This is a genomic window from Streptomyces sp. NPDC051555 (assembly GCF_044454405.1).
GTDB lineage: Bacteria > Actinomycetota > Actinomycetes > Streptomycetales > Streptomycetaceae > Streptomyces.
The window spans coordinates 718572-737669 of record NZ_JBITDP010000001.1; the positions used below are offsets into that span (position 1 = coordinate 718572).

The window sequence follows — 19098 nt, forward strand, 5'->3', positions numbered from 1 at the left end:
ATGAGCAGGGGAGCGCCCCTACCGGCGCCGCCCGTCGGCCGTCCGGGCCCCCGAAGGTCGTCATCACCGGCATCGGGGTCGTCGCCCCCAACGGGATCGGCGCCGACGCCTTCTGGAAGGCCACCCAGGCGGGCGACCCGGTCATCGGCCGGATCACCCGACAGGGCTGCGAGCACCTCTCGCTGCGCGTCGCGGGCGAGGTCCGCGGCTTCGACCCGGCCACGCTCGTCGAGGAGCGGTTCCTCGTCCAGACCGACCGGTTCAGCCACCACGCCCTCGCCGCGGCCGACCTGGCCCTGGAACACGCCCGGCTCGGCCGCGCGGACTACGAGGGCGACCCGTACGCGGTGGGCGTGGTCACCGCCGCGGGATCCGGCGGCGGCGAGTTCGGACAGCGCGAGCTGCAACGCCTGTGGGGCCGCGGACCCCGCTACGTCGGCCCGTACCAGTCCATCGCCTGGTTCTACGCGGCGAGCACCGGCCAGGTCTCCATCCGGCGCGGGTTCAAGGGCCCCTGCGGGGTACTGGCCAGCGACGAGGCCGGCGGGCTCGACGCCTTCGCGCACGCGGCCAGGGCCATCCGGCAGGGCAGCCGCGCCATGCTGGTCGGGGCGACGGAAGCACCCCTCGCGCCGTACTCGGTGGTGTGCCAGCTCGGCTACCCGGGGCTGAGCGTCAGCGACGACCCCGAACGGGCCTACCGCCCCTTCACCGAGAAGGCCTGCGGCTTCGTCCCGGCCGAGGGCGGCGCCATGTTCGTCGTCGAGGACGCGGACGCCGCCGCGGAGCGCGGTGCGCCCGTACGGGCCACCCTCGCCGGACACGCGGCCACCTTCACCGGACCCGGCCGCTGGGCGGAGTCCGCCGAGGGACTCGCCCACGCGATCCGGGGCGCGCTGCGGGAGGCCGACTGCGCCCCGGAGGAGATCGACGTCGTCTTCGCGGACGCCCTCGGCACGCCGGAGGCCGACGCGGCCGAGGTCCGGGCCCTGCACGAGGCCCTCGGCGCGCACGGTCGGACCGTACCGGTCACCGCGCCCAAGAGCGGTACCGGGCGCGCCTATTGCGCGGCCGGCACCTTGGACGTGGCCGCCGCCGTCCTGGCGCTGGAACACGGCATCATCCCGCCCACCCCGAACGTCTTCGACGTGTGTCACGACCTGGACGTGGTCACCGGTGGCGCCCGCTCCGCGGAGCTGCGCACCGCCCTCGTGCTGAGCCGGGGCCTGATGGGCTCCAACTCGGCGCTCGTCGTCCGCGGGCAGCACCCGTAACGGGCCGCTGCCCACATCGGCAGCACCCACCGGCACGTGGCCGTGGCCTCAGCCGTAGCCGTAGCCGTAGCCGCAGTCGCAGTCGCAGAGAGAAAGGCACCCACCATGTCCGACCGACTCACCATGGAAGAACTCGCGGGCCTGATGAAGGCCGCCGGAATCACCGTCGACCCCGCCGAGATGGCGAGCCGGCCGGACGCCGTGTTCGACGACTACGGCCTCGACTCGCTGGGACTCCTCGGCGTCGTCGGCGAGCTGGAGAACCGGCGGGGCCGCGCGCTCCCCACCGACGCGGACCGCTGCAAGAGCCCCGCGGAATTCCTCGACCTGGTCAACAACAGCCTGATGACGGGAGCCTGACATGGCCGGCCACACCGACAACGAGATCACCGTCAAGGCCCCCGTCGACCTCGTGTGGGAGATGACCAACGACCTCCCCAACTGGCCGGACCTCTTCAGCGAGTACGCGTCCATCGAGATCCTCGACCGAGCCGGTGACACCACCCGCTTCCGGCTGGCGATGCACCCGGACGAGAACGGCGTCGTGTGGAGCTGGGTCTCGGAGCGCACCGTCGACCGCGCGGGCCTCAGCGTCCGGGCCCGCCGCGTCGAGACGGGCCCGTTCGCGCACATGGACATCCACTGGGAGTACGCCCCGATCCCCGGCGGCACCCGGATGAGGTGGGTGCAGGACTTCGCGATGAAGCCCGAGGCCCCCATCGACGACGCGGGCATGACCGACCGGATCAACCACAACTCCCGCATCCAGATGGAGCTGATCCGCGACAAGATCGAGCGGCACGGCCGGGAGAAGGCCGAGCGCCCCGTTCCCGTCGCCGGCGGCCGCTGAAACCCGTCACCACGAGCAGGAAGGCACTCTCCCTCCCATGCACCAAGCGCTCATCGTGGCCCGTATGGCACCCGGCTCCGCACCCGACATCGCCGACCTGTTCGCGGCCTCGGACGCGGGCGAGCTGCCCCAGCTGGTCGGCGTCAAGCGCCGCAGCCTGTTCCAGTTCGGCGAGGTGTACCTGCACCTGATCGAATCCGACACCCCGCCGGGCCCGGCCATCGCCGAGGTCACGGACCATCCGGAGTTCCGCAGCCTCAGCGACAGCCTGACGCGGTACATCAGCCCGCACGACCCCGAGACCTGGCGCAGCCCGAAGGACGCGATGGCCCAGCGGTTCTACCGCTGGGAACGTCCCGCCTGAGGGCGGGCCGGACCGGTTCCCCACCCGCACGGCCCCACGGGCCGGGACGGACGCCGCGGCGCACACCGCGCGGCGCTCCGGCCCGGCCCGTCCGGCTGCCCGGCCCGCCCGCTCGGGTCACCGGGACAGCCGCAGAGCCCCGGTCGGCGCCGCGGGCGCCGGGCCGAGGGTCGTGGTTCCCGGCGCCGCGCGGTGCCCCAGACCCGTGCGGTACGCGTCCAACGCCGCCTCGGTGCGCCCCGCCTGCCGCAGCAGATCGCCCAGCAGCCGGCACAGGTCGGCGAGGTCCCCCGACGCCCCGCTGCGCTCCAACAGGGCCAGCGCCCGTACGTAGTGTTCCTCGGCCGCGTCGGTGTCCCCGCGCTCCTGCGCGATCAGCCCCAGCAACCGGTGGGCCCCGCCCGCGTGCACCGCGCCGTGCCGGTCGCCCAGCTCCAGCAGCTCCGCCAGCAGCGCGGCCGCCTCCTCGTACCGGCCGAGCCGGCGCAGTACGTCGGCCAGCTCCACCTCGACCTGCGCGGTGTAGAGCGCGGCCCGGCGCGCCGCCAGCATGTCCCGCGCCGTACGCAACTCGACCTCGGCCGCGCGTAGTTCGCCGTTCTGCGCCTGTACGTACCCCCGCATCCAGTGGCAGTGCGCCAGGTCGGCGCCCAGGCGCAGCTGCCGGTAGATCGCCTGCGCCTTGGCCAGCGAGGCATCGGCGTCGGCGGGCCGGCCCTCGGCGAGGAAGGTCCGGGCCACCTGCCGGTGCATGCCCGCGACCAGGGCCGGATCCCCGACCCGGGGCGCGAGCGCCAGCGCGAGTTCGGCCGCGTGCGCGGCCCGCGCGTGCGCACCCATGTCGATGTAGGGGCCGATGACGGCCGCGTAGAGCAGCACCAGCGCCTCGGGATCGGGCAGCCCGCCCGTGTTGAGCTCGTCGATGGTGGATTCGAGCAGGTAGCAGGCGTAGCGCAGCTCGCCGGCCAGCAGCAGTGCGACCGCGCGGCCGCGGATCGGCCGGGCCCTGCGGTGCAGCGGTTCACCTTCCAGCAGGCGCTCCGCCGCTTCGAACCGGGCCACGGCGTCGGTGAGTTCACCCGATTCCAGGGCGCAGTCGCCGAGGCCCAGCAGTGCCTCGGTCCGCTCCGCGGTCAGGCCGAGCCGCTCCGCCTCGGCCAGGAGCGGCCGGTAGCGGTCGGCGGCCTCGTCGGCGGCGCCGGTGGCGAGCGCCCGCTGCGCGTCGGTCAGGCCGAGCCGCAGCTCGGTGGCCAGAGCGGCGGGCCGGCCGGTGACCAGCTCCTCGAAGCTGATGTCCAGGCGCCCGGCGAGGAAGCGCAAGGCGGTCTCGGAGGGGCGGACCTTGCCGGCCTCCAGCGTCGAGACGTACGCGGCGCTGTAGGCGGGATAGGCCAACTGCTTCTGGGTCAGACCGCGTTCTGCCCGCAGTCGCTGAACCCTGTGCCCGATCTCGATCGGTTCGTCCATCAATGCTCCCTGATCACGTCAACGCGCCGCCGAGGGAACAGTATTGGGGCGCGCGGACCATTGCGCACGCCTCCTGCGCCCCCTAATTTAAGCAACCGATTCATTGCGCTTAATCGGTCACTTAACTTCTGTACTTCCGTTGCTCAACTTCCTTGCCATAGGGGGCATTTCGTGGGACGAGCGCATTTCGTGAGATCAGGGCACTTCGCGGGGCGGGGGCGGTCGCCGAGGCGGATCGTGCGCGCGGTCGCCGTGGCGTGCTGCGCCACCGCCGTGCTGCTGGCCGCGGGACCGGGCGACGCGAGCGCCGACCCGGCGCCGCGCCCGACCGCCGCACCGCTCGGCGGCGCCCGCGTGCCGGTGGAGGTGCCGGGGCCGGAGCACGGCGGCGAAGCCGGGTCCGGATCGGTCGAGGTACCGGCGGCGGGCCGGGCGAAGCCCGGGCTACGGCTGCCCGAGGCGGGGCGGGCGGCCGACGGGGCCGTCACCAAGATGATCGACAACGGCGCGGTGGCCGACCGCCTCGACATCGTGGTCGTCGGCGACGGCTACACCGCCGCGGAACTGGACCGCTTCCACATCGACGCCAAGGAGAAGTGGGCCGAGCTCTCCGCGGTCGAGCCCTACGCGAGCTACCGCAACCTCTTCAACGTCTGGACGGTCGACGCCGTCTCCCGGGAGTCCGGCGTCTCCGGCGACCCCGACCCGGCGACGGTCCGCGACACCGCGCTCGGTTCGTACTTCTGGTGCGAGCAGATCGAGCGGCTGCTCTGCGTCGACCAGCCCAAGGTGGACGGTTACGTGGCCAAGGCGCCCGCGGCCGACCTGGTGATCGTCCTCGCCAACAGCGCCAAGTACGGCGGCGCGGGATACAACGAGCCCAGCGCGACCCTCGGTTACGCCGGCATATCGACCGCCTCGGCGGGCCACCCGAAGTCCGGCCAGGTCGCCGTCCACGAGACCGGCCACTCGCTGGGCAAGCTGGCCGACGAGTACTTCTACCCCGGGGTCCCGGAGTACGAGCACTACACCGGTCCCGAGCCCGCCGACTCCAACACCTCCACCCTCGCGGCCGGTCCGATGGGCGAACAGCGCACCAAGTGGTACCGCTGGCTCGGCGAAACCTCGCCCGACGGCGGTGCGGTCGGCTCCTACGAGGGCGGCGGGTACTTCGTCACCGGCCTCTACCGACCGACCGACGCCTCGATCATGCGGGTCCTGGGCAAGCCCTTCAACCTGCCCGGCGTCGAGGCGATGATCGCGGGGTTCCACCAGTACGCGCGTCTGGCCACACCGCTCGCCCCGACCGGGCGCACCCTGCGGCTGCGGGATGCCGCGAAGGTCTCCGTACCCCGGCTGACCGGCCCGGACGGGCGGCAGCCGGTGGTGCGCTGGTACCTGGACGGGCGCGAGCAGAAGCGGTTCGAGGGCCGCAAGGAGGTGTACGTCGGCGAACTGTGGCTCTTCGACCTGCGGGCGCACCGGCTGACGGTCACGGTCGAGGACCGTACGCCCTCGGTGCGCGACCCGGAGATCGCCCGCAAGCTGCGGTCGTCGGTCGAGTGGCAGGTCCGTCTGTAGCGCGCACCCACGGAGCGGTCCGGCCATTGCGGTCAACTCCGGCCGAAAAGGCGGGAAAAAGGGTGGGTCCGGAGCCCGGGAAGGCAAGGATGATCACTGATGTCCGCGGCCGGACCGGGCCCGCGGACCGCAGAGAACGGGAGACGCAGGTGCCTTCCTCACGCCTCGACCGACGCCACCGCATCCGCCGCCGCATCGGCATCAGCAGTACCGCGGCCACCGCCGCAGTACTGCTGTCCCTCCTGGCCGGCGCGGCCCCGGCGGCGACCGCCGCCGACCGCCCGGCCCCGGGGCCGGCCCGGAACGCGCCCGGCGCCTCCCTCGACCGGCAGCGGCTCGACCAGGACCTCGACGCCGTGCACGCGGCGGGCCTGTACGGCGCCTACGCGGCCGTGCGGGACGGGGCCGACCGGTGGCGCGGCGCCACCGGCTTCGCCGACGTCGACACGCGGCGGCCCACCCGTCCCGACATGCGCCACCGGATCGGTAGCATCACCAAGACGTTCACCGCGGTCGCCGTGCTCCAACAGGCGGCCCGTGGCCGGATCGAGCTGGACCGGCCCGTCGGCGACTACCTGCCGGATCTCGTCCCGGGCGAGCGTGGCCGCAAGATCACCGTCCGCATGCTGCTCAACCAGACCAGCGGCATCGCGGACTACCTGCCGATGGCCTTCCCATCCCTCCTCCAGGGCTCCCCCCGGAGCCTGGACGACAACCGCCACCGCCACTTCCCCCCGACCGAGCTGATCGGGTACGGAGTGGGCGCACCGCAGCTCTTCGAGCCCGGCGCGCGCTGGTCGTACTCCAACACCAACTACATCCTGCTCGGCGAACTCCTGCGCGCCGCCGCCGGCGAGGACCCGGAGACCGTCATCACCCGTGACGTGATCCACCGCGCCCACCTGCGCGACACCTACTTCCCCGGCGCCGAGACCACGGTGCGCGGCCCGCACGCCAAGCTCTACGAGTCGTTCTTCGGACACATCGACCCGCCCCGCGACTACAGCGACTACGACATGTCGTGGGGCGGCACGGCGGGCGCCCTGGTCGCCACCATGGACGACGTCAACACCTTCTACCGCGCCCTGCTCCAGGGCCGTTTGCTGCGCCCCGAACAGCTCCGGCAGCTGCTGACCACCGTGCCCGTCAAGGACGCGGCCGGCCGGGAGACGATGCGCTACGGCCTCGGCATCGTGCGGGTCGAGACCCGGTGCGGGCCGGTCTGGGGCCACGACGGCGCCGTCTTCGGCGGCGGCACGCTGGCCCTGTCCTCGGCGGACGGCGGGCGCCAGCTGGCCCTCGGCTCCACCCTGTCGAAGTACGAGCGACTGGACGCGAGCGGCAACCCGCTCCCGAACGCCATCGACGCGGCCAGGAGCGTCTTCATCGACGAGGCCCTGTGCGGCGGCGCGGCAGCGGGACCCGGCGCCCGCACCCCCGACCCGGACGCCCTGCGCGGCCCGGACGAGGAATTGCTGCGGCGCGCGGCGGCCCGCGGCTGACGGACGACCGCCGGACCGCGGGGGAGGGGGCTCAGCCGTTCGCCGCGTACTCCCAGAAGGCGCGCATCAGCGGCGGCGCGCTCCCGCGGCCGGCCCCTCGGAGGGAGGACTCCCGGGGCCGCCCGGAATCATCGCCGGACCGCTGCCTAGCGCATGTCCATGCCCGGGTCGTCGATACGGCTCTCCTGCTCGCTCTGCTCCTGCAGCCGGCGCGCCTTGTCCTGGAGCCGCTTGCGGTCCTGCGGGTCGGCGGCGCGCTCGGCCGCCTCGTTCAGCTCCTGCGCCTTGGCGCGCATCTGCCCGGCCCGGCCGCCGGACTCGCCTGCAACGCTCATGATCACTCCTCGGATCGGTGGGGAGAGCGGGCGCAATCAGCGAAGCAGCAGCGCGGCGCATCCGCATCCCGGGACGCCAGGGGGGTAACGGAGCGTGGCCGGCCCCGGTCCGCGCGGTCCGGCCGGCGGGGGCCGCAGGGCCTAGAAGGGCCCCATACGCAGCTGCGCCCAGGTGTCGGCGCCGACGATCCCGTCCGGGGTCAGCCCCCGCTGCTGCTGGAAGCGCCGGGTGGCCTCGGCGGTCGCCGCGCCGAAGGCGCCCTCGGTCTCGGTCTCCGACCAGGACACCGGTACGCCCCAGAAGTCCAGCAGGCACTGGGCCTCGCGGACCGTCGCGCCGCGGCTGCCCTGCTGGACGGTGGGGGGAGTGGTGCGGATGTCCCAGCCGCACTGCACACCGGTCACCGGCCAGTCCGTGCGAGGGCCGCCGTCGGCCGCCGCGGCGACGGAGCCGGCGGGCGCCGCGGCGGCGGTCCCGGCGGCGAGCAGCCCTGCGGCGGGCAGCAGGGCGAGGACGAGCGCCGCGGACGCGGCGGCGCGGCCAAGAGCCTTCATGGGTGTCCCGTTTCCTCGTGTGTCGGATGTGATCATCGGACGTGATCACCGGATAGCCAGCGTAGGCACCGGCAGGGCCGCTCCTGCCCGTATCGATCCCGGAATGCCGAAAATGGCCTGATCCGATTTCCGGAGTGTCAACTTCCCATATCGGACTGATACGTTCCGCGAGTTGATCTTGCCGGTCGCCCCCGCGTGGCACCGGCGATCCCCTCGTGCAAGGAAACCCACATTGGTCCGCCAGCCGTCACACCGTCATGCCGCGTCGTCCACCCGCGTCGCGCTGTCCGTCCTGCCCGCGCTCCTGCTGGCCCTGGTGCCCGCGCTCCCGGCGGCCGCCGCCGAGACGCCGCACCTGGACTCCGTCGAACGGACGCTCCGCCAGGTCAGCCCCGGCCTCGAAGGCCGCGTGTGGGAGCGCACCGCGGGCAACAGCCTCGACGCGTCCACCCCGGGCGGCGGGGACTGGCTCCTGCAGACCCCCGGCTGCTGGGGCGACGCCACCTGCACCGAGCGCCCCGGGACCCGGCGGCTGCTCGACAAGATGACCGAGAACATCTCCCGAGCCCAGCACACCGTGGACATATCCACCTTGGCGCCGTTCCCCAACGGGGCCTTCCAGGACGCCGTCGTCGCCGGCCTCAAGGCCTCGGCCGCCGCCGGGAACAAGCTCACCGTCCGCGTGCTGGTCGGCGCGGCCCCGGTCTACCACCTCAACGTCGTGCCGTCGAAGTACCGCGACGACCTGGTGGGCAAGCTCGGCGCCGACGCACCGAACGTCACGCTCAACGTCGCCTCGATGACCACCTCCAAGACCGGGTTGTCCTGGAACCACTCCAAACTCCTCGTGGTCGACGGACAGTCGGTCGTCACCGGTGGCATCAACGGGTGGAAGGACGACTACCTCGACACCGCCCACCCGGTGACCGACGTCGACCTCGCGCTGAGCGGCCCCGCCGCCGCGTCCGCCGGGAAGTACCTGGACGAGCTGTGGTCCTGGACCTGCCAGAACAAGGGCAACATCGCCAGCGTCTGGTTCGCCTCCTCCAACGGCGCCGGGTGCCTGCCCGCGCTGGCGCGACCGGAGCCGCGTACGCCCGCGGGCGGTGACGTCCCGGTGATCGCCGTCGGTGGACTCGGCGTGGGGATCCGGCGCAACGACCCGACCTCGTCCTTCCAACCGACCCTGCCCACCGCCGCCGACACCAAGTGCGTCGTCGGCCTGCACGACAGCACCAACGCCGACCGCGACTACGACACGGTCAACCCGGAGGAGAGCGCGCTGCGCACGCTCATCTCCAGCGCGGGCGCGCACATCGAGATCTCGCAGCAGGACCTCAACGCGACCTGCCCGCCCCTGCCCCGCTACGACGTCCGGACCTACGACGCCCTCGCCGCGCGCCTGGCCGCGGGCGTCAAGGTCCGGATCGTCGTGAGCGACCCCGCCAACCGCGGCGCCGTGGGCAGCGGTGGTTACTCGCAGATCAAGTCCCTCTCCGAGATCAGCGACACGCTCCGCGACCGCCTCGCACGGATCACCGGTGACCAGGCGGCTGCCCGGACCGTGATGTGCTCCGGGCTCCAGCTCGCCACCTTCCGCAGCTCGGCCAACCCGACCTGGGCGGACGGGCGCCCGTACGCCCTGCACCACAAGCTCGTCTCGGTCGACGACGCCGCCTTCTACATCGGGTCGAAGAACCTCTACCCCGCCTGGCTCCAGGACTTCGGCTACGTGGTGGAGAGCCCGGCCGCGGCCGAGCAGTTGCGCACGCAGCTCCTCGCGCCGCAGTGGCAGTACTCCAGGGCGACCGCCACGGTCGACTACGAGCAGGGCATCTGTCGCTGATATCAGGACATTCGGCGCCACAGCCGGAATGCAGGGGCATGGCCATTACTTCGGCCATGTCCCTGCTGTCGTCGGGGGGCGCCGCGGGGGCGTCGAGCGGGATGCGGCAGCGCCCGGCCGCTCGGGCGCGGGTACGTCGATCCGTTCGCGCCAGTCGGGCCGCGGACCGTGGACCGGGCCCGACCGTCGGGAATGTGCCACGGGCAGCTGCCGGCCCTCGACGGGTGCAGAGCGCACCTTGTTGAGTCGTGCCGCCCAGCTGTTGATCTACTTGAGGAGCATTCATGAGCACGGTTCGATCTGCTTTCGCCCTCGGTGCGGCCGCGTTCGCGGTCACGGCGGCGCTCGTCACTCCGGCATCGGCGGCGGCGGACCCGGGCGCGGCGCCCAAGCCCGCGAAGTTCTGCGCCTACGTCGTCGACACCGGCCAGGGCGGTTGTTTCGGGACCAGGGCGCAGGCCGCCGAGTTGGGCGCGAGCGCCGAATACAAGGACCTCGGCAAGATCTGGAGCGACTCCAACTCCGGCGGCAGCGAATTCACCTTCCGCGGCAGCGTGGGCTGCAACTGGCGCTACCCGGAGTTCAACGCCCTGAGCAAGTGGGGGTGGAACGACACCGTCAGCTCGGTCCAGGGCATCACCTGCCCGATCACCCTGTGGGAGCACGCGGACTTCCGGGGCGCTCACCAGACGTACTACGGCTACAACGCCTACGTCGGTGACGGCATGAACGACCAGGCCTCTTCCGTCAGCTTCGACCTGAGCTGATCGCGCGGTGCGCCGCGGCCCCCCGGGCGGGGGTCGCGGCGCACGGCGGAGCGGGGCTCAGTGGAACAGCATGGAGGCGCCGCCGGCGGCCGTGGTGACCGATCCGGGGCACAGGAAGCTCCCCGAGGTCTTGGTCGCGGTGAAGGCCTGGTTGAGGTACTTGCGGGTGGCGCCGTCGCGGTTCCACACGATGTTGGTGGCCTTGTAGCGGCAGGAGATGAAGCTCTGCTTGCCGGTGATGTCGATCGCGTCGGTCTTCGCGACGCCGCTCGCGTCGTCGAAGGCGAAGGCGGGATTGTTGTTGAGGCTCGCGGTGATGCCGCCCGTACAGGACAGGTTGCCGCCGGGCGTGTTGATGGTGGTGCGGTCGACCGTCAGCGCGGCGGGGGGATTCGCGCTCGTCCTGGCGTTGGTCCAGGTGCAGGTGTTGCCCGCGACCACGATGACGCCGTCGGCCCGCTGGTCCGCGGTGGGGCCGAGGGCGATCGCCGCCGATGATCCGGCGAGGACCGCGGCGGCGGCCAGGGCGGTCAGGCCCGTCCATTTCCTGATGCTCATCATGTGCTCCTCATTGTCATGTCCTCGTGGGGGTGGACCGACGCGCCGTGGAACGTCCCACAAGGACCTTGAAATGTCAGGCCCATGTCAAGCAATTGGCCGAATGGTTCCCCTCGCGCGGCGACCGGCGGCGGCGTTGGCCTTCATGAGGAGCGGGATCAGCGCGTAGGCGGCCACGGGGACGACCACCGCGGTGAGGATCAAGGTCCGCAGGGGGAGGGGGAGGTCGGTCATTGCCGGGCCGAGCAGGCCGAGGGTGAGGGTGATCGTGGGGTAGACGGCCAGCCAGGTGATCAGCGCCCGGCGGTGCGCGGAGGGGCCGGTCGGGGCGGTCGTGGTGTCGGGTGCGACGGCTTCGGGCGCGGGGGATTCGGGCATGGCGGTCTCCTGGTCGTGGCGGTGCCGAGTGGCTGGAATCCTGATGTCCAACCAACTGGTTGGAGTCTTGCACATGATCCATTCCATCTCCAACCAGGAGGTTGGAGATGGGTTAGGATGCGGCCCATGGCCTGGGACACCGCACGCACGAAACAGCTCCTGCTCGACGCCGCGGTCGAGGAGTTCGCCGAACACGGTCCCGAGGGTGCCCGGATCGCCCGCGTCGCGACCCGGGCGGGCGTCAACAAAGAGCGCATCTACCAGTACTTCGGCGGCAAGGAGAAGCTGTTCGTCGCCGTCCTGGAGGCCGAGCTGCAGAAGCTCGCCGCCGCGGTACCGCTGGCGCCGGAGCAGGCCGCGGACCTCGGGGACTACGCGGGCCGGGTCTTCGACTACCACCAGCAGCACCCGCACTTCGTCCGCCTGCTGGCCTGGGAGGGGCTCCAGTGTCAGGACCGGGTGGCCGCCCAGTGCGAGCGCACCGACCACTACGACGAGAAGATCGCGACCATCGCCGCCGCGCAGCGTGCCGGGTCGGTCACCAGTGACCTCGCGCCCGGCCAGATCATGCACACCGTGATCTCGCTGACCGTCTCCTGGTTCAACCTGCCCCAGCTCTCCCGGATGCTCGTCCCCGGCGTCGCGGACGGGGGCGCCGCCGCGCAGCGCGCGGCCCTGGTCGACGCGGTCCGGCGGCTGACGGCGTGACGGCGTGACGGCCTGACGGTCGGGGGTTGCGGGGGTCCGGCGGCCCGGTCGCTCCACGCGAACTCGGGTGCGTCACGCACCGCGCGTGCTTCTGGCCGACCGACGGGCGGCGGCAGGGTTGCGCAGGTCCGGACCGGTCGGCGTCAGACGGTGACGGCGGACTTGCCGCGGACGCGGTGTTCCGCCAGGCTCCGCACGGCTTCGGGCGCCTCGCTCAGCGGGTACGTCCGGTCCAGGGCCGGTGTCAGTCGGCCGGTTCCGACGAAGTCGGCGAGCACGTCGAGGTCCTCGTACCGTTCCACCGCGGCCATCGGGCGCAGCCGCTGGCCGACGAAGGGCGAGAGCAGCACGGCCCGGAGCAGCCGGCCCATCCCGCCCGACCAGCGGCCCCCGGCCTCGTTGCCCACCAGGACGAGCGTCCCCCGGGGCGTGAGCGCCCGCCGCAGCCGGGACAGGGGCCTGCCGCCCGCGATGTCGAGGACGAGGTCGTAACGGTCCGGCGCCCCGCCGGCCGTACCCGTGGCCGTCCCCGCGCCGGCGCCGATCTCCGTGCGCGTGTAGTCGATGACGTGGTCCGCGCCGAGCGAGCGGACCAGGTCGGACTTGGCGGTCCCGCACACCCCGGTGACCTCCGCGCCGTACGCCTTGGCGAGCTGCACGGCGTACGACCCCACGCCCCCGGAAGCCCCGATGACCAGCACCTTCTGTCCCGCGCGGATACCACCGCTGTCGCGCAGGGCCTGCAGGGCGGTAAGCCCGGACACCGGCAGCGCGGCGGCCTGCTCGAAGCTCAAGGAGGGCGGCTTCAGGGCGAGTTTGGCCTGCGGCGCGCACGCGTACTCGGCGAAGGCGCCCTTGCCCATGCCGAACACCTCGTCGCCCGGCCGCAATCGCGTCACGTTCGCGCCGACCGCCTCGACCGTGCCCGCCATGTCCATGCCGGGTATGCGGTACTTGGGCCGTCGTAGCCCGTAGCCCATCAGCCGGACCAGGTACGGCGTTCCCGTCATCAGGTGCCAGACCCCGGCGTCCACCCCGGCCGCGTGCACCCGTACGAGGACGTCGTCGTCCCCTGGGACGGGCCGCTCGACGTCGGCGTCGAACCTCATCGCGTCGGCCGAGCCGTACGCGTCCTGGACGATGGCCCTCATGGCCCCTCGCTTCCCTCGTCGGTGGTGGTGTCGGTGTCGGTGTCCCTGCTGCTCTCGGACGCGTCGTCGTCCGGGTACTGGAAGACCGTATCGAGCGGGACCCGGAAGGCGCGGGCGATCTGGAACGCCATCTGGAGCGAGGGGGAGTAGCGCCCCTTCTCGATGGCGATGACGGTCTGTCGCGTCACGCCGATCCGGTCCGCGAGCTCCGCCTGGGTCATCTCCCCGTGGGCGAAGCGCAGGGCGCGGATGCTGTTGGTGACCTCCGTGGGCTTCACCATGCCTGGAAGCCCCACCGGTAGGCGGCGATCCTGGCCATGGAGCCGAGAGCCGCCGATAGGACGAAGGCCAGGTAGACGGCGTTGGCGATCCAGAAGTAGTCCAGCTGGGCCATCGCCATCAGGAGCGCCGCCACCCCGCCGATGGCGACGAACGACTGCCCGATGTGCTCGCCGAACCGGCTGATCTCCCGGTCGCGTTGGTCCGTGCGCCGGCCGCTCCCGGGGGAGCCGATGCCCAGGGCGATGTTGACCGCGATCGTCGCGGCGATCGAGCCGCCGATCGACCACAGCATCAGCGGGACGTACGCCACGTCCGCGGGAGAGCCGCCCGCCGCCCGGCCCAGCACCAGGGAGAGGTACACCGCGTACGCCGCGACGGCCACCAGCCCCATGGTCCAGGCGCGCTTCTCTTCGAACGACACGTGCACCCTCCGTTCCCGTGTTCCCGTGTAAAGCATCTTTGACACGATGAACGTAAGATCTGCTTGACCTCATGTCAATGTTTCTTTACTTCATGCGGCGTGCGGGCGGATCTGGGCGCCCGTGTGACCCGCCCGGGTGACATGAGGGGTGTCGAGGTGGAACGGATCGTCCGGCGTGACTGTCTACCCTGACGCGCACCTGAAGCGGTGCGCCCCGGACCCGGGGGTCCGGCCCGGAACATCGCAGAGAGCAGTTCTGATCCGTGAGTCTGATGAGTAACGCGTTCCTGGTGACCATCCTGCTGGGTACGGTGCTGGTGTTCGCGGCCGGTGTGTGGCTGTGGCCGCGGCTCGCGCGGCGCAGCTGGCGGGCCGTGCTCGGTCGCGTCGGCCTGATCCTCACCGCGCAGGTGCTCGTGCTGGCCTCTGTCGGGTTGGTGGCGAACCGGACCTTCCTGCTGTACGCCTCGTGGGGCGACCTGTTCGCCGGACAGAAGACGGAGGCCTCCCAGCAGGGCGACGACCTGCCCGGCGGCGTCGCGGTCAAGGTCCTCGGGCGGCAGAAGCCCGAGGTGCCCGGCAGCGCCGAGCCCCGGTCGGCCGGGGTGGTCGAGAAGGTCATGCTGAAGGGCGAGCGGTCCCGGCAGGGCGGCGAGGCGTACGTCTACCTGCCCCCGGAGTACTTCCAGAAGGGCAACGAGCACCGGAAGTTCCCCGCGGCGGTCGTCCTCACCGGCTACCCGGGCATGGCCGAGAACCTGGTGCGCAACCTGAAGTACCCGAGGACGGCGTGGACGCTGGCCAAGGAGAAGAAGATGCCGCCGACGATCCTGGTGATGATGCGGCCGACCGTCGTGCCCTTCAACTCGCAGTGCATCGACATCCCGGGCGGTCCGGCGACGGAGACCTTCTTCGGGACCGATCTTCCCAAGACGATCGCGGGGGCCTACCGGACCGGCACCCAGGCGCGCGACTGGGGCATCATGGGCGACTCCACCGGCGGGTACTGCGCATTGAAGATGGGTCTCCAGCACCAGGAGACCTACTCCGTGGCGATCGGTCTGTCGGCCGACTACAAGCCCGAGGTGGACGCCCAGTCCGGCGACCTCTTCCACGGGGACAAGAAGCTGGAGAAGCGCTCCGACCTGATGACGAACCTGGAGAAGCTGCCGAAGGGCAAGTCCTCATTCCTGGTCACCACCTCGCTCATCGGCGAGTCGAACCTCAAGCCGACGCGGGAGTTCGTCGAGAAGGTGAAGGACCGCGCGAACGTCTCGTCGATCACCCTCGACAGCGGCGGGCACGGCTTCAACACCTGGCGCCGGGAGATCCCGCCGGCGATGGAGTGGATGGGCGCCCGCCTGGGCAAGTGAGCCTGCCGGGCACGTGACCCCGCGCCGGAGCGCCGGTGCACGGCCCGGGTCGCGGGCCGGGTCACGGGCCGGGGGTGGGGGACGGGGAGGCGGGGGCGCGGAGGGTCTGGCGGACCGACCACAGGACCGAGACCAGCGGCACCGCCACCACCGCGCCCACCACCCCCGCGGCGATGGCCCCCGCGATCACCGACAGCGCCACCACCACCGGATGCAGGCTCACGGCCCAGCTCATCACCAGGGGATGCAGCAGGTGCCCCTCGATCTGCCCGATGACCACGATCAGCACGACCACCAGGGCGGCGACCAGCGGCCCCTTGACGGCCAGCGCCACGACGGCGGCCACCGCCAGCGCCACCGGGGACCCGATCAGCGGGATGAAGGCGGCGAAGAACTCCAGCAGGGCGAGCGGCACCGCGAGCGGCACTCCGAGCAGGAGCAGCGCGACGCACACGAGCACGGCGTTGGTGGCGGCCACCAGCATGATGCCGTGCGTGTAGCCGGTGAAGGTCCGCCACGCGGCCCGGCCCGCGTCCGCGAGCCGTTGCCGCGCGTCGGTGGGGAACTGGGCGCAGAACCACGCCCACTGCCGGTCGCCCGAGTGGATGAAGAAGACCGAGCAGAAGAGGGCCAGGGCGATGACCGTCAGCGCCTGCACCAGCCTCCCCGCGCCGGTCACGGCGGTGTCGAGCAGCGTGGATCGATGGCTGGAGAGGTACGAGCCGATCCGGGCCTGCAGGTCGCTGAGCGCATGCGGATCCAGCCGGAACGGTGCGCGCTCCAGCCACGGTTCGATCCGCGCCAGCCCGTCCCGGAACTCCGCGATCAGATCGGTCCACTGGCTGGCCACCGTCTCGCCGACGAACGCCAGCGCGCCGAGGACCAGCACGATGGAGCCGATCAGGGCGCACGCCACCGCCAGCGGCCGCGGTATCCACCGGGCCAGCAGGTCGGCGGGCGGCCGCAGGAGCGCCGTCGCGACGAGCCCGAGGAAGACGGCGAGCCCGATCTCGTGGAAGCGTCCGAGCACCACGAAGACGCCGTAGGCCACGGCGGCCACGACCAGCAGCCGCCACGCGTAGGCGGCGGCCGTGCGCAGCACGGGCGACACGCGCGCCGCCCCCGCCGGGTACGTCCGGTACCGCGCGGGCACCGCGGACATCCGTGGCCGCCCGCGCCGTCCGGTGGCACGGCGGGGCGTGCGCGCCGAGCGCGCCGTGCTGCGCCTGGTCGCGCTGGGCTGCCGCTGCCGTTGATCCGCCATGAGGTCATCAAAGGGCCGGCGCCCCGCCTCCGCCTCACGGGCGGGTCCGGCCGTTGGCCCCAATGGCCCCCTACGCTCGCGCGCCGCACGGCCGCGGTGTCCGCTGGAAGGGTGAACCGCACACCCGGTGCCCGCTGGTGGGCCGACCTGCCCCCGGCGGCGGGCGCCGCCGTCATGGCCGCCGGCATCATCTCGATCGGCCTGCACCTGACCGGCCACGGCGTGCCGTCGCTCGTGGCACTGGCCGTCGCCGGAGCCCTGTGGTGCGTACTGGCCGCCGACTTCGCGGTCCGGCTGCTCGCCGACCGTGGCCGCTTCCGGTCCGAGGCCGACACTCCGGCGGCGCTCACCGCCGTCGCCGCCACCACGGTGCTCGGCGCCCGGCTGTCCATGCTGGGCTGGCGGCCGGCCGCCGTCGTCCTGTTGGCGCTGGCCGTGCTGCTCTGGCCCGGGCTGATGCTCGCGGTCCTGCGGCACCGGCGCCGGGGTGAGACGGGGGTGGCGTTCCTCGTCTGCGTCGCCACCCAGGGAGTGGCCGTCCTGGCGGCCGTGGTCGCCGCCGACAGCGGTCAGGGCTGGCTCGCTCGGGTGGCGCTCGTCGCGTTCTGCCTCGGGCTGCTGCTCTACGTCGAGGCCCTGGTGCGGTTCGACCTCCGCGAGGTGCTGCACGGTGCGGGCGACCAGTGGGTGGCGGGCGGCGCGCTCGCCATCTGCGCCCTCGCCGGTTCCGCACTCACGGCGTCACCCGTATGGGGAGGCGGGGCGCACGCCGCCTTGCGTACCGCCACTCTGGTGACGCTCGGCCTCTCGCTCGGCTGGTACGTCGTCCTGCTGGTCGCCGAGGCGGTCCGGCCGCGCCCGCGCTACGACATCCGGCGCTGGGCCACCGTGTTCCCGCTCGGCATGACCGCCGCGTCCTGCCTCTCGGCGGCCGGTCCGACCGGCGTGGGGTGGCTGCGCCCCCTCGGCGAGATCCTGCTCTGGATCGCGCTGGCCGCCTGGCTGCTGACCTTCACCGCCCTGGCCAGGACCCACCCCGGGGTCGAGCGCGAGCGCTGATCCGCACCGCCCGGCCCCCTCGCGGGCGGTCCGGCGCACCTCGTCGGTGCACCGGACCACCGGTCGGGCCGGGCGGCCCGGTCGGTGCGGTCGAGGCGGGCCGGGCGGCCCGGCTGGTCAGACGGACATGTCCCGGCCGCGCCCGGGGCCTTCGACACCGGCCCGGCCGAACTGCTCGTCCAGCACCGACAGCCGACGCCAGTACTCGTCCTCGTCGATCTCGCCGGTGGCGAACCGCCGGCCGATGATCACGATGGGGGAGTTCTCGCCGTAGGGGACGCGGCCGGCCGCCGCCCACGGCGCGCGGCCACCGCGCCGGCCGCGCCAGACGGTGCGGCGCAGCACCGTGACCACGGTGAAGATCACGGCCGCCCAGACCAGCGGGAAGAACAGGATCCACGGGCCGGGCCCGTCGTACGCCAGGGTGTTCATCACGACTGCGCTCCTCGGAAAGGGGTTGATCCGTCACCCCGAGCCTCGCCCCGGGAGGGCGCCCCGGTCGTCGTACCCCCGGCGGCACCGCGCGTACCCCCGGGGGAGTACCCGGGCGGGCCGAGCGCCCCCGCCGGACGCGGGGGGCCCGGTCGGTTCCCTGCCGGGGTCAGCCGGGGTCAGCCGAGCCAGCCGGGTCGGACCAGCCCCGACTCGTAGGCCAGTACGACCAGTTGCGCCCGGTCGCGGGCGCCCACCTTCACCATCGCCCGGCTGACGTGCGTCTTGGCCGTCAGGGGACTGACCACCAGGCGGCGGGCGATCTCCTCGTTGGAGAGCCCCATGCCCACCAGGGCCACCACCTCCCGCTCCCGCTGGGTCAGCCGGTGCAGTTCCCCGGCCACGGCCGGGTCCCGCGGAGCCTTCGAGCGGGCCGCGAACTCCGCGATCAGGCGGCGCGTCACGCCGGGGGAGAGCAGGGCGTCGCCCGCCACCACCGACCGTACGGCGCGCAGCAGTTCCTCCGGCTCGGTGTCCTTGACCAGGAACCCGCAGGCCCCGCCGCGGATCGCCTCGAAGACGTACTCGTCCAGCTCGAAGGTGGTCAGCATGACCACCTTGACGGCGGCCAGCGCGGGGTCCCCGGTGATCGCACGGGTGGCGGCCAGTCCGTCGAGCACCGGCATCCGGATGTCCATCAGGGCGATGTCGGGACGCAGGGCGCGCGCCAGGGCGACGGCCTCGGCCCCGTCGGACGCCTCGCCGACCACCTCGATGTCCGGCTGTGCGTCGAGCAGCGCCCGGAAGCCGGCCCGCACGAGCTGTTGGTCGTCGGCGAGCAGCACCCGCACCGGCGGCGGCCGGTGGTCCTCGGTCGTCCCGTTCATGGGCCCCAGGCTACGGCTCGGGCGCCCGCCTCCCGGGACGCCCC

Annotated in this window: 23 protein-coding genes; 12 read left to right on the forward strand and 11 right to left on the reverse strand. The window is 72.7% G+C overall.

Going from position 1 to position 19098, the window contains the following annotated elements; genetic code table 11:
- The first annotated feature begins 62 nt into the window (after positions 1-62).
- From ACIBEA_RS03040 to ACIBEA_RS03055, 4 genes are all read left to right on the forward strand, one after another.
- Entirely contained in the window at positions 63-1274 is a 1212-nt protein-coding gene (locus tag ACIBEA_RS03040) for a beta-ketoacyl synthase N-terminal-like domain-containing protein (protein ID WP_399257913.1), read from the forward strand.
- 105 nt (positions 1275-1379) lie between these two features.
- A complete protein-coding gene (locus ACIBEA_RS03045) occupies positions 1380-1634 on the forward strand; it encodes an acyl carrier protein (RefSeq protein ID WP_399257276.1) in 255 nt (84 codons plus the stop codon).
- 1 nt (position 1635) lies between these two features.
- A complete protein-coding gene (locus tag ACIBEA_RS03050) occupies positions 1636-2124 on the forward strand; it encodes an SRPBCC family protein (protein ID WP_399257278.1) in 489 nt (162 codons plus the stop codon).
- 37 nt (positions 2125-2161) lie between these two features.
- Positions 2162-2488, forward strand: coding sequence for a TcmI family type II polyketide cyclase (locus ACIBEA_RS03055; protein WP_399257280.1), 327 nt, complete (start codon positions 2162-2164; stop codon positions 2486-2488).
- Positions 2489-2605: 117 nt separating this feature from the next.
- Here ACIBEA_RS03055 and ACIBEA_RS03060 read toward each other — a convergent pair whose 3' ends face one another.
- Positions 2606-3955 carry a tetratricopeptide repeat protein gene (locus ACIBEA_RS03060; RefSeq protein WP_399257282.1) on the reverse strand — a complete coding sequence of 450 codons (1350 nt, stop codon included), beginning with the start codon at positions 3953-3955 and terminating at the stop codon, positions 2606-2608.
- Between the two features lie 237 nt (positions 3956-4192).
- Between ACIBEA_RS03060 and ACIBEA_RS03065 the strand changes: the two genes are divergently transcribed.
- Entirely contained in the window at positions 4193-5536 is a 1344-nt protein-coding gene (locus ACIBEA_RS03065) for a M64 family metallopeptidase (protein WP_399257284.1), read from the forward strand.
- Between the two features lie 149 nt (positions 5537-5685).
- The gene (locus tag ACIBEA_RS03070; protein ID WP_399257286.1) at positions 5686-7038 is read left to right on the forward strand and encodes a serine hydrolase domain-containing protein; all 1353 of its coding nucleotides are present in this window, start codon (positions 5686-5688) and stop codon (positions 7036-7038) included.
- A 146-nt stretch (positions 7039-7184) separates the two neighbouring features.
- On the opposite strand, the gene ACIBEA_RS03075 is transcribed toward ACIBEA_RS03070, so the two are convergent.
- Both ACIBEA_RS03075 and ACIBEA_RS03080 read right to left on the reverse strand, forming a co-directional pair.
- Positions 7185-7373, reverse strand: coding sequence for a DUF6381 family protein (locus ACIBEA_RS03075; protein ID WP_399257288.1), 189 nt, complete (start codon positions 7371-7373; stop codon positions 7185-7187).
- Between the two features lie 141 nt (positions 7374-7514).
- The gene (locus ACIBEA_RS03080) at positions 7515-7928 is read right to left on the reverse strand and encodes a peptidoglycan-binding protein (RefSeq protein ID WP_399257290.1); all 414 of its coding nucleotides are present in this window, start codon (positions 7926-7928) and stop codon (positions 7515-7517) included.
- Between the two features lie 232 nt (positions 7929-8160).
- Between ACIBEA_RS03080 and ACIBEA_RS03085 the strand changes: the two genes are divergently transcribed.
- Complete coding sequence (locus ACIBEA_RS03085) at positions 8161-9774, forward strand: phospholipase (RefSeq protein ID WP_399257292.1); 1614 nt, start codon at positions 8161-8163, stop codon at positions 9772-9774.
- A gap of 284 nt (positions 9775-10058) precedes the next feature.
- Positions 10059-10541 (forward strand): hypothetical protein, encoded by a 483-nt coding sequence (locus ACIBEA_RS03090; protein WP_399257294.1) that lies wholly within the window; start codon positions 10059-10061, stop codon positions 10539-10541.
- 57 nt (positions 10542-10598) lie between these two features.
- On the opposite strand, the gene ACIBEA_RS03095 is transcribed toward ACIBEA_RS03090, so the two are convergent.
- Together ACIBEA_RS03095 and ACIBEA_RS03100 are read right to left on the reverse strand one after the other, a co-directional pair.
- A complete protein-coding gene (locus tag ACIBEA_RS03095) occupies positions 10599-11099 on the reverse strand; it encodes a hypothetical protein (protein WP_399257296.1) in 501 nt (166 codons plus the stop codon).
- Positions 11100-11186: 87 nt separating this feature from the next.
- Complete coding sequence (locus ACIBEA_RS03100; protein WP_399257297.1) at positions 11187-11477, reverse strand: hypothetical protein; 291 nt, start codon at positions 11475-11477, stop codon at positions 11187-11189.
- Between the two features lie 126 nt (positions 11478-11603).
- Here ACIBEA_RS03100 and ACIBEA_RS03105 point away from each other — a divergent pair, with 126 nt between their 5' ends.
- Positions 11604-12185, forward strand: a complete 582-nt coding sequence (locus ACIBEA_RS03105; RefSeq protein WP_399257299.1) for a TetR family transcriptional regulator — start codon at positions 11604-11606, stop codon at positions 12183-12185.
- A 143-nt stretch (positions 12186-12328) separates the two neighbouring features.
- Here ACIBEA_RS03105 and ACIBEA_RS03110 read toward each other — a convergent pair whose 3' ends face one another.
- From ACIBEA_RS03110 to ACIBEA_RS03120, 3 genes are read right to left on the reverse strand one after another with little or no spacing between them, the layout of a single operon-like run.
- A complete protein-coding gene (locus ACIBEA_RS03110) occupies positions 12329-13336 on the reverse strand; it encodes an NAD(P)-dependent alcohol dehydrogenase (protein ID WP_399257301.1) in 1008 nt (335 codons plus the stop codon).
- A complete protein-coding gene (locus tag ACIBEA_RS03115) occupies positions 13333-13617 on the reverse strand; it encodes a helix-turn-helix transcriptional regulator (RefSeq protein WP_399257303.1) in 285 nt (94 codons plus the stop codon). Before ACIBEA_RS03115 ends, ACIBEA_RS03110 begins: the two co-directional genes overlap by 4 nt.
- The gene (locus ACIBEA_RS03120; protein ID WP_399257305.1) at positions 13611-14039 is read right to left on the reverse strand and encodes a hypothetical protein; all 429 of its coding nucleotides are present in this window, start codon (positions 14037-14039) and stop codon (positions 13611-13613) included. The genes ACIBEA_RS03115 and ACIBEA_RS03120 overlap by 7 nt, the downstream gene beginning before the upstream one ends.
- 263 nt (positions 14040-14302) lie before the next feature.
- Between ACIBEA_RS03120 and ACIBEA_RS03125 the strand changes: the two genes are divergently transcribed.
- Complete coding sequence (locus tag ACIBEA_RS03125) at positions 14303-15412, forward strand: alpha/beta hydrolase (RefSeq protein WP_399257307.1); 1110 nt, start codon at positions 14303-14305, stop codon at positions 15410-15412.
- 61 nt (positions 15413-15473) lie between these two features.
- Here the strand turns inward: ACIBEA_RS03125 and ACIBEA_RS03130 are convergent, their stop codons facing one another.
- Positions 15474-16574: an AI-2E family transporter gene (locus ACIBEA_RS03130; RefSeq protein ID WP_399257309.1), complete on the reverse strand. Its 1101-nt coding sequence runs from the start codon at positions 16572-16574 to the stop codon at positions 15474-15476.
- Between ACIBEA_RS03130 and ACIBEA_RS03135 the strand changes: the two genes are divergently transcribed.
- A complete protein-coding gene (locus ACIBEA_RS03135; RefSeq protein ID WP_399257950.1) occupies positions 16504-16668 on the forward strand; it encodes a hypothetical protein in 165 nt (54 codons plus the stop codon). The two genes, ACIBEA_RS03130 and ACIBEA_RS03135, sit on opposite strands and share 71 nt — an antisense overlap.
- Before the next feature lie 119 nt (positions 16669-16787).
- Positions 16788-17735: a tellurite resistance/C4-dicarboxylate transporter family protein gene (locus tag ACIBEA_RS03140; protein WP_399257311.1), complete on the forward strand. Its 948-nt coding sequence runs from the start codon at positions 16788-16790 to the stop codon at positions 17733-17735.
- Between the two features lie 117 nt (positions 17736-17852).
- Here ACIBEA_RS03140 and ACIBEA_RS03145 read toward each other — a convergent pair whose 3' ends face one another.
- A complete protein-coding gene (locus ACIBEA_RS03145; protein WP_399257915.1) occupies positions 17853-18167 on the reverse strand; it encodes an SHOCT domain-containing protein in 315 nt (104 codons plus the stop codon).
- Between the two features lie 179 nt (positions 18168-18346).
- Positions 18347-19054, reverse strand: coding sequence for a response regulator (locus ACIBEA_RS03150; protein ID WP_399257313.1), 708 nt, complete (start codon positions 19052-19054; stop codon positions 18347-18349).
- Positions 19055-19098: the final 44 nt, after the last annotated feature.

Coding starts and splice junctions, on each gene's coding strand:
- ACIBEA_RS03050 (WP_399257278.1), top strand. CDS start 1,636: ATGGCCGGCCACACCGACAACGAGATCACCGTCAAGGCCCCCGTCGAC.
- ACIBEA_RS03105 (WP_399257299.1), top strand. CDS start 11,604: ATGGCCTGGGACACCGCACGCACGAAACAGCTCCTGCTCGACGCCGCG.
- ACIBEA_RS03145 (WP_399257915.1), bottom strand. CDS start 18,167: ATGAACACCCTGGCGTACGACGGGCCCGGCCCGTGGATCCTGTTCTTC.
- ACIBEA_RS03055 (WP_399257280.1), top strand. CDS start 2,162: ATGCACCAAGCGCTCATCGTGGCCCGTATGGCACCCGGCTCCGCACCC.
- ACIBEA_RS03095 (WP_399257296.1), bottom strand. CDS start 11,099: ATGAGCATCAGGAAATGGACGGGCCTGACCGCCCTGGCCGCCGCCGCG.
- ACIBEA_RS03045 (WP_399257276.1), top strand. CDS start 1,380: ATGTCCGACCGACTCACCATGGAAGAACTCGCGGGCCTGATGAAGGCC.
- ACIBEA_RS03075 (WP_399257288.1), bottom strand. CDS start 7,373: ATGAGCGTTGCAGGCGAGTCCGGCGGCCGGGCCGGGCAGATGCGCGCC.
- ACIBEA_RS03090 (WP_399257294.1), top strand. CDS start 10,059: ATGAGCACGGTTCGATCTGCTTTCGCCCTCGGTGCGGCCGCGTTCGCG.
- ACIBEA_RS03150 (WP_399257313.1), bottom strand. CDS start 19,054: ATGAACGGGACGACCGAGGACCACCGGCCGCCGCCGGTGCGGGTGCTG.
- ACIBEA_RS03060 (WP_399257282.1), bottom strand. CDS start 3,955: ATGGACGAACCGATCGAGATCGGGCACAGGGTTCAGCGACTGCGGGCA.
- ACIBEA_RS03110 (WP_399257301.1), bottom strand. CDS start 13,336: ATGAGGGCCATCGTCCAGGACGCGTACGGCTCGGCCGACGCGATGAGG.
- ACIBEA_RS03080 (WP_399257290.1), bottom strand. CDS start 7,928: ATGAAGGCTCTTGGCCGCGCCGCCGCGTCCGCGGCGCTCGTCCTCGCC.
- ACIBEA_RS03100 (WP_399257297.1), bottom strand. CDS start 11,477: ATGCCCGAATCCCCCGCGCCCGAAGCCGTCGCACCCGACACCACGACC.
- ACIBEA_RS03130 (WP_399257309.1), bottom strand. CDS start 16,574: ATGTCCGCGGTGCCCGCGCGGTACCGGACGTACCCGGCGGGGGCGGCG.
- ACIBEA_RS03115 (WP_399257303.1), bottom strand. CDS start 13,617: ATGGTGAAGCCCACGGAGGTCACCAACAGCATCCGCGCCCTGCGCTTC.